The sequence below is a fragment of the Bifidobacterium sp. 2450 genome, from assembly GCF_041900695.1.
Classification (GTDB): Bacteria; Actinomycetota; Actinomycetes; order Actinomycetales; family Bifidobacteriaceae; genus Bifidobacterium; species Bifidobacterium longum.
Genome location: NZ_JBHEEA010000012.1, coordinates 1 through 14,346 on the forward strand (window position 1 = coordinate 1; position 14,346 = coordinate 14,346).

A 14,346-nucleotide genomic window follows, 5' to 3' on the forward strand; every position below is an offset into this window, starting at 1 on the left:
GGTAGTGCCCGAACTCTTGCGCACTTTGGTCTTCGCCCGTCCCTGTGGCGGTGATCAGTTCGCTGCTGGTACGGTCTCACCGAGCCTTGACATGTCGAGGTAGCGGCGCGTCGACCACTCGTCGGATGTCACGTAGCGGACCCTCGCGCAGACGAGCATCAACGCGCTGCGTCCGTCGGGGAACGAGCCGACCACGCGGGTCCTGCGCCTGATCTCGCGGTTGAGCCGTTCGATCATGTTGTTGGTGCGGATCCGACGCCTATGCTCGCGCGGGTAGTCGTCGAGCAGGTAGGTCGTGGTCTCGCCGATGCCCTCGCGCAGGCATTTGGCGGCCTCCTTGAGTTTCCTGGATTCCATGTCCCGGGCGACGGATTCGGCCTTCTCCAACGCCTTGTCGCGTGATTCCATGGAGAACACGGCCTTCAGTGCGTCGGCCGCCCAGTCGCGGTTCCCGGGGTTGACCCTGGCGAGTATGTTGCGCTCGAAATGCACCATGCACCGCTGGTAGCGGGCATCGGGCAGCAGCTCGCCCGCGGCGGCGACCAGCCCCGCGCACCGATCTCCCGTCACCAGTCTCACGCCCTTGAGGCCTCGTGCGAGCATGCCTTTGATGAATTCGCGCCAGCTTTCCGCGTCCTCCTTCATGCCCTCGGCCACCGAAAGCACCTCGCGCCGCCCGTCCATGCCGACGCCGATGGCCACCAGGATGCTCACGTTCTCCACGGACCCGCCCCAGCACCTTTTGTGCCACACGCCGTCCATGAACAGGTACGGGTAATCCTGTTCGAGGGGCCTGCCCCGCCATGCGTCGATATCCGCATAGACGCGCTTGAGCTTGTCGCTCAGGGTCTGCGAGGGCATGCGGTCGCCCCACAGGAGCCGGCTGACATCATCGACCTGGCGGGTGGAGACGCCGGCCAGGTACATGTCGATCAAGGCCTCCTCGACGCTCTCCTCACGCCGACGGTATCGTTCGATCACGGCCGACTCGAACACCGCGCCCTTGAGTTTCGGCACTTTCAGGCTCATTTTGCCGGCCTTGACGGTCAGGTCGCGCTCGTAGTGGCCGGCCCGGTACGCCTTGCGGTCCCCGCTGCGCTCGTAGCGCGCGGCGCCGGTGATCTCGTCGGCCTCGGCGTCGAGCATCGCGTTCAGGGTCTCCTCGACGCTTTTGCGGACCATCCGGTCCAGGGTGGTTTCCAACATGGCCTGGTCGACCTGTAGAATCTGCTGTGACATGGCTTCGTGCCCTCGTTTCCAATCGCGGTTTTCTAATGTCTGGCGACTGAAAATCGTACACAGGACACGGGCCATGCCCCTATCTCAAGCCCAAACCAAAGTGCGCAAAATCTCGGGCGTTATCCAGGTGAATGTCGTTGGAATATAAAGAGTTTTCACGATTCGGCAACTATGAGCCCGGTTTATCTTGACTTTTTATCGGTTAATTCTGAGGGCAAAGGTAGGTTAGTAGCTATGGCACTTGCACTGTATCGTCGCTATCGTCCGGACACCTTCGAAGGGGTCATCGGCCAGGACCAGGTCACGGTCCCGCTGATGCGCGCCTTGGATGAGGGCAAGCTCACACATGCCTATCTGTTCTCAGGGCCGCGAGGATGCGGCAAAACCAGCTCCGCGCGTATCCTGGCCCGTTGCGTCAACTGTGCCAAAGGGCCGACTTCCCACCCCTGCGGCGAATGCGAAAGCTGCAAGGACCTGGCCACCGGCGGTCCGGGTTCCATCGACGTGGTCGAAATCGATGCGGCCTCGCACAACGGTGTGGATGATGCTCGAGAATTGCGAGAACGCGCTGGTTTCGCCCCTGCGCGTGACCGCTATAAGATTTTCATTCTCGATGAGGCCCACATGGTCACGCAGCAGGGCTTCAATGCGCTGCTTAAAATCGTTGAAGAGCCGCCTGAACATGTGATGTTCATCTTCGCCACCACCGAACCAGACAAGGTGATCGGCACCATCCGTTCGCGCACCCACCACTATCCGTTCCGTCTGGTGCCGCAGGAAGTCATGGGTCCCTACCTGGAGACGATCTGCGACAAGGAAGGCATCAAGCCCGAGCCCGGTGTGCTGAAACTGGCGATGCGCGCCGGTGGCGGCTCCATGCGAGATACCCTGTCCGTGCTTGACCAGCTGATGGTTGGTTCGGTCGAAGGCGTTATCACCCATGATGCCGCTGTAGCCCTGCTCGGCTTCACGCCGGAGGCACTGATCGGCGAGGCCGTGGATGCGGTAATCGATCACAACGGCGAAGCCCTGTACGGCGTCATCCAGAAAGTCGTGGTCGGCGGATTCGATCCGAGACGATTCGTCGAAGATCTACTGGCTCGTGTGCGTGATCTGTTGGTGCTTACGTTGGCCGGGAACCGTGCGGAATCCGTGCTGTCCGACACGGCTGAGGCCGAGGATATGGACGATCTGCACCGCCAAGCCAAGGCGCTGGGACTGGGCGCACTGACCGCAATGGCAGACATCATCAACACTACGTTGGGTGCCATGACCGGAGCCATTTCTCCGCGTATGCGCTTGGAACTGCTGGCCGCGCGATTGTTGGCCGGCAGTGAATCAGGCTTTGCAACAGCCGCTCCCGCGCCAGCTTCTTCTGGTATGCCGCCTGCGGCTGCTTCTTCGACTTCGACTACGTCAGCCGCTTCCGGTACGGGTGCCAGTGGTTTTGCCGGCGCATCACGAGGCGGGTTTGCCGGAGCCTCACATGGCGGATTCTCCGGTGCTGCACGCAACCAGCAAGCAGCCGCGCCTCAGAGCACCGCTTCCCATGAATCTGTTGGAGACAATGGCCCTGTCAACGGCCCGGTCAGCGACCGACCCGCGGGCTCTCCGTCTGTGCAACCTGCTGTAGCAACTGCTGCTGCCGGTGCCGCTCCTGCCGCCGATGCCGGGTGGGGCGCTCCCGCCGCGTCGCCGGCCGTCCCGGCTCAACCGGTGACCTCGCTTGCGGCATCGGATAATCGGTCCATCGACGAGAAGTGGGATGCAGCCGTCGCCGCTTTGCCGGAAACCATTCGTGAATATGTGTCACGAGACAAGGTGCCGACCGTAAAATTCGGTCCCAACCGTAAGGGTCTGCCTTGCCTGTCGATGACGTTCGACAAGTCGCTGAGCCAGCACGCTTTCGCCTTGGCCGTGGATAACAGCGGTAAGAAGGCGGCGGCCGTGGTGATGGATGCCGTGCGCAACGAGTTCGGTGCCAATGCGGTTATTGCACCTTCTGCGGTCGCGGCGAATGGCGAGCGAGTCGAATCCGTCAAACGTATGAGCCCGGAGCAATTGGCCAAGGTCAAGCAGCAGATTGCCATGGCCAAGGCTGGATTGGCCGCGTCGAGTTTGGGCGCGGGCCTGGGCATTCATATGGGGAGCGAGCCGAAAGCTCCGAAGCCGACTGCAACAGGCCGAGCCGAGGATACGGATGACAGCCATCGAGCCGGCCAATCCAGTGCATCCACGGCGGCGAAGAACTGGAGTGACGATGACCCTTGGGCCAAGCCGGCCGTAAGCAACGCTTCGCCGCAATCTGCAGACGGGTTCGCACCTAACGAGCCCGCTGCTACGCCTGCGCCCGAAGAGCGTCACAAGAAGCATGTTGCGGTTCCGGACATCAGTGACGGTGTTGATCCGTGGGCCGCTCCGGCTGCTCCTGTTGCACCCACTGCGTCCGTTGCGTCCGCTGGACCCACTGGACAGTCCACTGGGCAGCCAGCCACCGCATCTTCCGTTACGGCAGTTGCCGGCGCGAGCGACGATCCATGGAATCAGACGCAGTCTCAGGCCGCGGTCTCACCGGCGTCGCAACCGGCCGAAGCCGACCCGTGGAACCAGCCATATCAGCAGTCTCCTCACGATGATCCGTGGAATCAGCCGCAGGGGGACCATGCTCAGGCGGCTCCGCAGCCAGGAGACGACCCGTGGAACCAGCCCCAATCGGTTCCGCAGGCCACCCCGCACGGTGATCCGTGGAATCAACCGCAACCCGCACAGCCGACCCCGAATGCCGACCCGTGGAATAGCCGGCCCCAGCCCCAGCCGAAACCACAACCGCAAGTCGCGGCCGAGGATGACGAATACTCGATGAGCGACCAGTCGCTCGGCGAGGCGACGGCCATGAATCTCGACGATCTGAAAAAGCTATTCGAGGTCAAAAAAGTCGAGCAATTCGCGGCAGATGATCCGAAGAACCCCAAGAACATCCAGCCTGCCAAGAAGCACTCGGATGAATAATGAGGACGAATAACGAGGAATACCCATGGCACTTGCTTATGACGGCGCAATACAGCGACTGATCGACGCTTTCGGGCGGCTGCCCGGCATCGGGCCGAAGGGCGCGCAGCGTATCGCCTTCTACATGCTGTCCGCGCCCGAAGATGAAGCGCGCGATTTGGCCGAGGCCATCGAAGAGGTCAAGGCCAAGATCCGCTTCTGTGATATTTGCGGCAACGTGTGCGAATCCAGCCCCTGCCCGGTATGCGCCGACCCGAGACGCGACCGTTCGGTGATCTGCGTGGTCGAAGAGCCCAAGGATGTGATGAGCATCGAGCGCACGCGCGAATACCACGGCCTATACCATGTGCTCGGCGGCGCAATCAACCCAATGGCCAACGTTGGCCCTGCCGACCTGCGTATTCCCGGTCTGCTCAAACGCTTAGAAGGCGATGAGGTCAAGGAAGTGATTATGGCGCTCGACCCGAATATTGAAGGCGAGGCCACCACCAGCTACTTGACCCAGCTATTGCGACCCGTAGGTGTCAAGGTCACCCGACTTGCCAGTGGTCTGCCGGTGGGCTCCGACTTGGAGTATGCCGACGAAATCACGCTGGGCAGGGCACTGGCCGGTCGGCGCGAGGCCTAGGCTAGCGTATCATTGGCGCTCTCGCCCTTGCGGCGCATCCACGGCCAGAATGCGCCGTGGCGGATGATGCGCGCGGCCTTGTGCCGTCGTGCCAACCAGATGATGAACAGTCCTGCCGCCAGTATGCCTAGACCAACACCAAGGGCGATATTGCGCGCGTCAAGCACGTCATTCGGCTCGGGGGCCGGCATTGGAATCGCCACGCGGTGCCCGGAGATAAGCAGTCGGTGCGTGTTCACGCCATATGGCGTACAGGTCATCAAGGTGGCACGGTCCTCACCCGGCACAATCTTGAGCTTCGACGTGTCATCCGGCAAAATCACCGAAGTGCGGTCCACTTTGTAGCCCAAAGTTTCGCCCATGACTTCGATGTAGAAGAAGTCGCCCTCTTTCACCTCGTCCAAACGGGTGAACATCAGCGCTTCAACCAACCCGCGGTGCCCGGTAATGACCGAATGGGTGGATTTACCTCCCACCGGCAGCGACGTGCCGTACAAGTGGCCGGCACCAGAAGCCAGTGCTTCCTCGGAAGTGCCGTGATAAATTGGCAGATTGATGGACTGCTTGGGCACCTTGATTGTGCCCATCACGCCGTTGCCGGTATTAAGCAGTGACTGGTATTCCTTGTCTTTCTTTGAGGCGGAATCCTCGCCGCTGGCTTGGGATCCTCCTTGGTCGGCGGAGAACGGATCGACGGCTTCACCCAAGATGGACTGGCCGGATTCAGCGAGCTTCTTGTTGTATGCGCGGGCCGCCGTGAGCTTGTCTTCCGCCTGCGGGTAAGGCCAGCCGGCTACTTCTTTGGCTGTGGTGGCGGTGGTGGCGGCCAAGTTGCGGCCGGACTCGAATTGCAACGCTAGCGGGAAGCAGGCCACGGCGATTGCGGCGATCAGCAACACAATGGTGATGATGCGCATCGCCCACAGATTGTGTTGCAGGCGTCGGCGCTCGGCCACGAGATCGCTGATATCGATGACTTCGTCAAATGGTGTTGGAACGAATGCTGAGGGCTCGGGACGCGCTGAGGAAACGTTGTCATTTGCAGATGCGTCATCCGGCATGGCCGCGTTGTTTTCCCACATTTTCTGTGAGGCACGCTTACTCGTCGAACGTCGATGCAGCAATGCCATAGTCGCCTGTTCCTCCGTTTGATCTGCTCATGATTTGCTTATACAAGACGGCCGGGTCTGTCTTAGTCGTGCATGGCATAGGTGCTGTCGCAAATGGCAACACCGCACGCGCCACACTGCGAAACGTTACTCCGCACCAAGCCTTTCATGCAACATGCCGACGGGGCTATATGGGGGCAATGTAGGGGGCATAAGAAGTCTGAAAAATGCGATACGAACAACGTTGCTACGGCTGTCAGTGATGTGGCTTACTTCGGACAAGCCGTTGAGATGCAAGGGGCTGCAAAGGATTGCAAAGTATGGCAACACGATAAGCCGCGGCGTCGGCAATATTTGGCAGAGCTTTCAAATAGGGGGTATGAATGCATAAAGAGGGAATATATTGCCCCGATAAAAAGAGGCGCTATTGCTGCGGGACCGGGCCTTGAAAAGGAGAGAGGAAGAAGAAGATATTCAGTTATGGGGTTCTGCGGAAACCTCGCCGGTTTGCTTTCGTTTGCCGGTAATTGATAGTTAACCGCTCGAATCTCAAAGGATGGATGCGGCTGCCTCAAAGAACCACCGGTGAAAACTTGAATATTTGCTGAACAACGCAGGCCATGCCCGCGTCCACATGTCGGCGCGGGGTCGCGGGGTGAACGCGGCAACCTCTATAATCGTTGCGTTTGCGTAGAATATCGAGCAAACTCCCCTAAGCGAAGAACAAAGGACAGCAGTGGCTCTCATCGTGCAGAAGTACGGCGGCTCGTCGGTCGCCGATACCGAATCGATCAAACGTGTGGCCAAGCGCGTTGTTGAGACGGAAAAGAAGGGTAACAAGGTGGCCGTGGTGGTCTCCGCCATGGGCGACACCACCGATGACCTTATCGATCAGGCGCTGAGCATCGACTCCAACCCGCCCGAGCGCGAGATGGACATGCTGATGACCGCAGGCGAGCGAATTTCCATGAGCCTGCTGGCCATGGCCATTCACGCCGAAGGCAGCCGCGCCCACTCCTTCACCGGTCAGCAGGCCGGCTTCTTCACCGACGCCCGTTACGGCGCGGCCCACATCAAGGCCGTGAGACCGGACCGCGTGAAGAACGCGCTCTCATTGGGAGACATCGCCATCGTTGCCGGCTTCCAGGGCATCAACGCCAAGGGTGACGCCACCACGCTCGGCCGCGGTGGTTCGGACACGTCCGCCGTGGCACTCGCTGTGGCCCTTGGTGCCGACATCTGCGAGATTTACACCGACGTGGACGGCATCTTTACCGCTGATCCGCGCATCGTGCCTTCTGCCCGCCGCATTCCGTCCATCGACTATGAGTCGATTCTGGAGATGGCCTCCTGCGGCTCCAAGGTGCTGGCACTGCGCTGCGTAGAGTACGCTCAGCGTTTCAACATGCCGTTGCACGTGCGCTCTTCGTTCTCCCGTCGCCCCGGCACGCTGGTTGTGCCTGACGGCATTGACCCGCGCACGCTGCCGAACCTCGACTGAGCGCGGCTACAGCGAACAATAATCGTAAGTAATTTCAAGCAAGACAAGGCAAGACATGACTGAAGAAGAAGCGAAATCCATGGGCGACCTGTTCCCTGACCTGGGCCCCGAGGCACCGGTGATTTCCGGCATTGCCCACGACCGTTCCGAGGCGCTGGCCACCGTGCGTGGCGTGCCGAACGAGCCGGGTATGGCCGCCAAGGTGTTCACCGAGCTGGCCACCGCCGGCGTGAACGTGGACATGATCGTGCAGGCCGGCGCATCCGTCGGCACTGCGGACATCTCCTTCACCGTGCCCGAATCGGCCGTCAAGCAGGTTCAGAACACACTGCTCGACAAGCAGGAAGTGCTGGGCTACCACTCCTTCGATGTGGACACCAACGTGGGCAAGGTGGCCGTGGTGGGCGTTGGCATGAAGACCCACGCCGGTCTGGCCGCCAAGTTCTTCCAGGCCCTGAGCGACGAGGGCATCAACGTGCTGATGATTTCTACCTCCGAGATTCGTATCGCCGCGCTCGTGCCGCTCGATCAGCTCAACGACGCCGTCAAGGCGCTGCACACCGCATACGGTCTCGATGCCGATCAAATCGAAGCCGTGGTGTACGGCGGTACTGGCCGCTGAGCCACTGAGCCGCGTTTTTTGCGGTATATACGACGAAAGCCCTCCTCACGGAGGGCTTTTGCGATTTTAACGAGATTCAACTACTTCTTAGTGATGTAGCCGAGAGCCTTGAGCATTTCGGCGCATTCAAGGGCACCGCCGGCTGCACCACGCAGGGTGTTGTGGGCCAGACCTACGAACTTCCAATCGAAGATGGAATCCTCACGCAGACGACCGATGGAAACGCCCATGCCACCCTCGTAGTCCACGTCGAGCTTGACCTGCGGGCGGTCATCCTCGGTGAGGTACTGGATGAAGTGCTTCGGCGCGTGCGGCAGCTCCAGTTCGGCAGCCTTGGACGTGTAGTTCACCAGACGGTCGATAAGCTCTTCCTTGGTGGCCTTCTTGCCAAAGTTCAGGAACACGGTGGCGGTGTGGCCGTTGAGCACGGGCACACGGATGCACTGCGAAGTGATCTTGAGGTCGCCGTCGAACGGCACGATTTCGCCCTTGTCAGCGTCCACATGGCCGAACACCTTGAGCGGTTCCTTCTCAGACTTTGCTTCCTCACCGGAGATGAACGGGATGATGTTGCCCACCATCTCGGGCCAGTCCTTGAAGGTCTTGCCCGCGCCGGAAATCGCCTGGTAGGTGCTCACAACCACCTCGCGCGGCTCGAATTCCTTCCACGCGGCCAGCGCCGGCGTGTAGGCCTGAATCGAGCAGTTCGGCTTGACGGCGATGAAACCACGAGTGGTGCCCAGGCGCTTGCGCTGGTGCTCGATCACCTCGAAGTGCTCCGGGTTGATCTCCGGCACCACCATCGGCACGTCCGGGGTCCAGCGGTGGGCGCTGTTGTTGGAGACCACCGGGGTCTCGGTCTTGGCATAACGCTCTTCAATGGCGCGAATCTGGTCCTTCGGCATGTTTACCGCAGAGAACATGAAATCAACGCCAGAGGCCACGGACTCGGCATCGTCGCCATCGACGACCACCATGTTCTTGACATATTCGGGCATCGGGGTTTCCATCTTCCAACGGTCGCCGACCGCCTCGGCATACGTCTTGCCGGCGCTGTGCGCGGAAGCGGCAAGCGTGACCACCTCGAACCACGGGTGATTCTCAAGCAGCGTGATAAAACGCTGACCGACCATACCGGTGGCACCAAGGATGCCGACCTTCAATTTTTCGGACATGATGACCTCTATGACCTCTGGGTTTCGATGGATTACTTACGTCGGACGGCCGTCATGTGGGTGGCCGTAAAACAATGCAATTGTACGAAACGCGCGGAACAACGGCAGTGGTCTTCCCAGATGGTGACTGCCCAATGAAGCGAAGGTGATGTTCTACACTGGTAGCCATGTCTATCGCATCAGTAGAGGCCCAAAAACAGCTCGACCGTATCGTGGCTCTCGGTTACCCGGATGTGGCGGATATTTCCGCCGCCGCATTCCGCTCGCTGGCCCGCCCCCTGATCGGGGCGCTCGAGCATTCCGATTTGGGATTGAACATCCTGCTGGTGCCCACGCGTGAACTGGTTTCGCCTGAGTCGCTGATCGCACGAACCTCCATCAACCGCATGGCCGGCTTCACCACCATGCCTCCGCGTGACATCGCCAGCTTCCTGCCTCAAGACGGCTTCATGCCGCCGGAAGGCCCGTTCTATCTGGCCGTCAATCCGCACACCGGCACGTGCTATATCAATCGCGAGCCGGATGTGGCCCGCAAGCTTATCGACTCCGATGAGCGCCTGCCGCTCACCCTCGAGGAAGGCTTGGCCATCGCCACCCAGCACCCGGAGTGGCTGCTGGAAAAGAACGGCTTCAATCTGCTCGGCTCACGCTCCGCAGACGGCCGCGTGCCGAGCATCTGGATGAGCCAGAACGCACCGCGACTGGGAGCCGTCTGGCCCAATTCCCGCCATACCTGGCTGGGCAACGCGTATTGCACGGCCCGTCGCGGGGTGAGTCTGTTCCGTTAAAGCGATTCTCTAGGCTGCCATTGCTTTTCCCAGTAGAATGAGGCTAGAGTGCGTCATTCGAAGAGAGAAGAGCGATGATGATCTGTAAGAATTGTGGTGCTGACAATGATGGGGGAAGCCGGTTCTGCGTGCACTGTGGCGCGCCGCTAACCGACGTGAGTGCTCCTGCTCCTCAGGCGGCGGCCGGCCCAATTCCAGTGCCGCTGCCGGACAATACCATGACGGTGCTTGATCACCCGCCGCTGCCCGGCTCAAACGATGGGAGCGCCTATAGGCAGCCCGGCGTTCCGGCATCGAGCGGTGTGGCAGGAGCACCGACCGCACCGGGGGCAAGTCAGACCGGGCCGACTGCGCCGGGAGCATTGCCGCAGGCCGTTCCGGGTGCGTCTGGTGTTCCTAGTGCTCCGGCTGCTCCTGTCGCTCCGGGCGCAGCCACGCCGCCGAGCGGCACAACGACCGCAACCGCCACATTGCCGAATCCTTCGGGCAAGCGTGGCCCGAATACGCTGATTATCGCGCTGGTGGCGGTGCTGCTGGCGTTGATCGTAGCCGGCGTGGCCACATTCCTGACGTATCGTGCCGAGGTATGGGGTGGTAAGTCGCTGCCTGATCCGGCGTCCATCGCCGCCAGCGTCACCGATAAAAACGCCAAGAAAGCATCGGTGATCAAGGCCAAGGATGTGACCGAGGCGTTGAAGGCCAAGGGCCTGAACGCGAAGACGGTTCCAGTGTTCTCCGGCGAGGATCGTGGCGTGTTCCTCGGTTACGAGGGCACGAATCCCGGCGCCCGCGTCAAGGCTGGCTCCACGGTCATAGTGCAGGAGTCGGCCGGCCCTGGTGTGCCGAAGGGCACGGTCGGCAAGGATGTGAACAAGGTGGTGAACACGTTCGCGGATATGGGCGTGCCAATCCACTACAAGAAAGTCGTCATCTCTTCAGACAGCAAGACTCCGGAAGGCCAAGTCAGCGTCACATACCCAGCTCCCGGTGTAGGGCTCACCGATGACGAGAAGGACAACGGCATTTACATCGGCGTGGCCTCCAAGGGCGATGGTATCCCGGTGGATATTCTTGGCTCGGATAAGAACAAGGCCGTCAGCGATCTGGAATCGCAGGGCTACAGTGTGGATTCGGAACCGCATTACTCGTCAGAGAAATACGTGGGCAAGATTTCCGGTTCGTACCCGGCTCCGGGTTCCACGTTGAGTTCCGGTCAGTCGGTGACCTTGTATTACGGCATCGACAAGTCCAGCAACATGGACGTGCTGAGCAAAACCAACTCGTATGACAATATCAAGATGGCCAGCATCCATGCGTCCGCAATGATCGGTATGTACTGCAAGAGCGAGGTGACGGATGCCGCCAAGGATTGCATCACATTGGAGCAATCCTCGATGAATCCCTTTGGCGCTACCTCACCCGAGGATTATCAGTACCTGCAAATCAAAGGCCATGAGCCTGAAGACAAGGCCGATGTGCTGGGCCTGACCAACTTCTCCCAGGATGTCAGCGGCGCGATGCTGGAATCGGATTCAGAACATGGCATGTCCGCGGACAAATTGCCGATGAAAAACCATCTGCTGTTGAAAGACTGGGGCATGTTCGAGCTCTACGCGGGTATGGATTTGCCGAACTGCGGCTCAAAGGTGATGTCCGCTTCGATAGGCGAGTACTGCGTGAACGGCAACTATGAACGGGCGTCGTTCGACGATGGCGAAATGACGCCACCGGCCGGTGCGGAGAACGGGTCGACCGGCATGACCTACGACATGAAGGACTTCCTGGTCTACTTCCCGGCGGGTTCCGATGCCGAGTCGCTGGATGATTCCGGATACTTCGACGCCGCCGAACTGGCGAAGGCCAAAAAGCAGAAGGCCGTGGATACCAGCCGCCCGTACATTCTGGTTCGCGACAAGAGCCTGTACAGCGAGACCAGCGTGAGCGTCAACTTGGGCAAGGACGTGGACCCGTTTGTGCCGACCAACCGCAGTATCAATAACTACCAGAACAAGATGGAGCCGATGAAGCCGGCTCCCAGCGATTCGACCGTCTACTATCTGGTGGAGCAGAACGGTGATCTCGACTGGGATTCTCTGCCGGATGCCGAAGTCAAGGGGACCGGTGACAAGTCCAAGGACAGCGGCAAACAAGACGCCACGTTCAAAGAGGCTATGAAACAGGCGGCAGGTAACTATAGTTTCGGTTCCGGTGTCGGCGCATGGGGAACCGTAATGAAAGTCAATAAGGATGGCACCTTCTCCGGCTCCTACCATGACTCGGATATGGGGGCCACGGGAGATGGTTACCCTTATGGTTCTCGTGCCGAATCGAACTTCACTGGCAAGTTCAAGTCGGCAAAAAAGAACAGTGACGGCACTTACACGCTGCAATGCGATGCCAGCGCCTTCAAAATCGATGGCACCGTCGGCGAATCCCATATCGAAGATCAGATAAAAGTCACCATATCGGAACCTTATGGCATGGAACCGTGTAACGAGTTCACGCTATACACCGATGGCACTGATCTATCGACGTTCAGCGATGCCATGAAGACGTGGAGCAACGGCTATCTCATAGGAAACGACGTCGATACGCTGAACGGCAAAGCATTGCTCAACGTGACGAGCGGAGCGGATAAGGGATACACGTTCTACGATTTCTCGTAGTGATTCAGCTGCCGTGCGGAGCGGCGGGAAACGTGAAGGACCGGCGCGTATGCTGTGCGAAACAGCATTACGTCCCTAGACTGGTGAGGCATGACGAACCTGCGATTCCGCGAAGACGGCAGCTTCCGCGTGCTGCAAATGGCCGACATCCAGGACGGCCCCAACGTGCTCCCCGATACCATCCGCCTTATCCGTGAGGCCATTCGCAAAGCCGACCCGGATCTGGTGGTGTTCACCGGCGACCAGATCCGCGGTTACGATCCTGCCTACATCGACACTTTCCTGCGCCGCCGTGGCGAGGAACCGGGCGCTCGCGTGCGTGCGGTCACCGAAGTCGAGGCCAAGCTGCGCGGAATCAAGCGGCGGGCCAGAGACCGCGTGAACAATCGTCTGCTGGCCATGAAGTCTGACGGCAGCAATCCCGACGCCCAACAAACCGCGTCCACCGCGTCCACGCTGGTCTACTCCACAACATCCGATCCACAGGATGTGCCGACGACTTTGGACGAGCTCATGGACGAGACCCGTGACAAAGTCCGCCGCACGTTTGCCGGCTTCCTTGGCCCGGTCATCGAAGCGGAAGTGCCGTTCGCCGCCACCTACGGCAATCACGATTTCCAGTGCGGCATCTTGGCCGACGAGCAGGACAGCATCTACCGCGAATTCCCCGGCTGCCTGAACCCGGTCGACAGCCCAGAGCCAGGCACTTTTGCCCTGCCCATTGAGGCTTCCGACGGATCCGGGCGCGTAGCTATGTCCGTCATGATGGTGAATTCCGGCGATTACGCCGGCAAGCCTGAAGAGAACGACGCCCAATACCCGGCCTATGTGGTCAATCCGCGCGGTCTTGATTTGGCTGATTCCGATGGGTATGGCACTCCAAGCCCCGAGGCGATCGATTGGCTGGGAGCCGTACAGTCCGAACTTGGCGAACGCAACGGCGACGGTAAGCCGGTGCCTGCCATCGCCTTCCAGCACATTCCGCCGCAGGAATTCTACGATTGCCTCAAAGAGGTTCCCGCATGGACGCCGAACGCGGTGGAAGGCGCACGCACCCACGCCGGCCATTGCTACGTGCTCAACCATGAGATTTGCCGGCCGGGATCGCGGCTGGGTGAGGCGATTGGCTGTGCGGACGAGAACGTCGGTGAAGTGGACGCCTTGCGTGAGGCAGGCGGCTACTTCGCGCTGTTCTGCGGTCACGATCACAAGAACGCCTTCGTGGGCCACGCGCATGGCATTGATTTGGGCTACGCGCCCACCTGCGGATTCGAATGCTATGGTCCCAAGTCGCGCTATCGCGGCATCCGCCTGTTCGAATTCCATGAAAGCAATCCGGCCGGCTACGTGACCCGCATGCTCACCTGGGGTGATCTGGTGGGCCGATACTCCAGCAACGAGGTGCGCGTCTGGTTCGAGGACCACTGCGTGACCGGTGCCATCAGCATGCGTAACGAATTGCGCCGCCCGCAGGTATTCGCAGTGCTGGCCGGTGCCATGAGCCTCGGTTTTATGGCCGTCATCCGCTCGTTGGTGAAGAAGCGGTGACGACCATAAAACCGGTTAATACATCAATTCTGCTGATACGGCCTGAATGCGGAATAGGCGG

General features: G+C 60.2%; 10 protein-coding genes. 7 read left to right on the forward strand and 3 right to left on the reverse strand.

The features are described from left to right. Positions 1–54: 54 nt before the first annotated feature. Positions 55–1,239, reverse strand: coding sequence for an IS256 family transposase (locus ACEUKI_RS07730; protein WP_131218582.1), 1,185 nt, complete (start codon positions 1,237–1,239; stop codon positions 55–57). A gap of 234 nt (positions 1,240–1,473) precedes the next feature. Between ACEUKI_RS07730 and ACEUKI_RS07735 the strand changes: the two genes are divergently transcribed. Both ACEUKI_RS07735 and recR read left to right on the forward strand, forming a co-directional pair. Continuing rightward, positions 1,474–4,248 carry a DNA polymerase III subunit gamma and tau gene (locus tag ACEUKI_RS07735; RefSeq protein ID WP_115769996.1) on the forward strand — a complete coding sequence of 925 codons (2,775 nt, stop codon included), beginning with the start codon at positions 1,474–1,476 and terminating at the stop codon, positions 4,246–4,248. A gap of 25 nt (positions 4,249–4,273) precedes the next feature. Beyond that, on the forward strand, positions 4,274–4,876 hold the full coding sequence (gene recR, locus ACEUKI_RS07740) for a recombination mediator RecR (protein WP_007051621.1): 603 nt from the start codon (positions 4,274–4,276) through the stop codon (positions 4,874–4,876). Here recR and ACEUKI_RS07745 read toward each other — a convergent pair. After that, positions 4,873–6,006, reverse strand: a complete 1,134-nt coding sequence (locus ACEUKI_RS07745; protein WP_144169569.1) for a class C sortase — start codon at positions 6,004–6,006, stop codon at positions 4,873–4,875. The two genes, recR and ACEUKI_RS07745, sit on opposite strands and share 4 nt — an antisense overlap. Positions 6,007–6,721: 715 nt before the next feature. On the opposite strand from ACEUKI_RS07745, the gene ACEUKI_RS07750 reads away from it, so the two are divergent. Both ACEUKI_RS07750 and ACEUKI_RS07755 read left to right on the forward strand, forming a co-directional pair. After that, positions 6,722–7,486, forward strand: a complete 765-nt coding sequence (locus tag ACEUKI_RS07750) for an aspartate kinase (RefSeq protein ID WP_007051616.1) — start codon at positions 6,722–6,724, stop codon at positions 7,484–7,486. Positions 7,487–7,541: 55 nt separating this feature from the next. Further along, a complete protein-coding gene (locus ACEUKI_RS07755; protein ID WP_007051615.1) occupies positions 7,542–8,108 on the forward strand; it encodes an ACT domain-containing protein in 567 nt (188 codons plus the stop codon). A gap of 80 nt (positions 8,109–8,188) precedes the next feature. Here the strand turns inward: ACEUKI_RS07755 and asd are convergent, their stop codons facing one another. Further along, positions 8,189–9,283, reverse strand: coding sequence for an aspartate-semialdehyde dehydrogenase (gene asd, locus ACEUKI_RS07760; protein WP_251847689.1), 1,095 nt, complete (start codon positions 9,281–9,283; stop codon positions 8,189–8,191). Between the two features lie 167 nt (positions 9,284–9,450). Between asd and ACEUKI_RS07765 the strand changes: the two genes are divergently transcribed. From ACEUKI_RS07765 to ACEUKI_RS07775, 3 genes are all read left to right on the forward strand, one after another. Beyond that, positions 9,451–10,071 (forward strand): DUF5701 family protein, encoded by a 621-nt coding sequence (locus ACEUKI_RS07765; RefSeq protein ID WP_374156676.1) that lies wholly within the window; start codon positions 9,451–9,453, stop codon positions 10,069–10,071. 77 nt (positions 10,072–10,148) lie between these two features. Continuing rightward, complete coding sequence (locus ACEUKI_RS07770) at positions 10,149–12,737, forward strand: PASTA domain-containing protein (protein ID WP_236838316.1); 2,589 nt, start codon at positions 10,149–10,151, stop codon at positions 12,735–12,737. 90 nt (positions 12,738–12,827) lie between these two features. Beyond that, positions 12,828–14,285 (forward strand): metallophosphoesterase family protein, encoded by a 1,458-nt coding sequence (locus ACEUKI_RS07775; RefSeq protein WP_181896148.1) that lies wholly within the window; start codon positions 12,828–12,830, stop codon positions 14,283–14,285. The last annotated feature ends 61 nt before the right edge of the window (positions 14,286–14,346 follow it).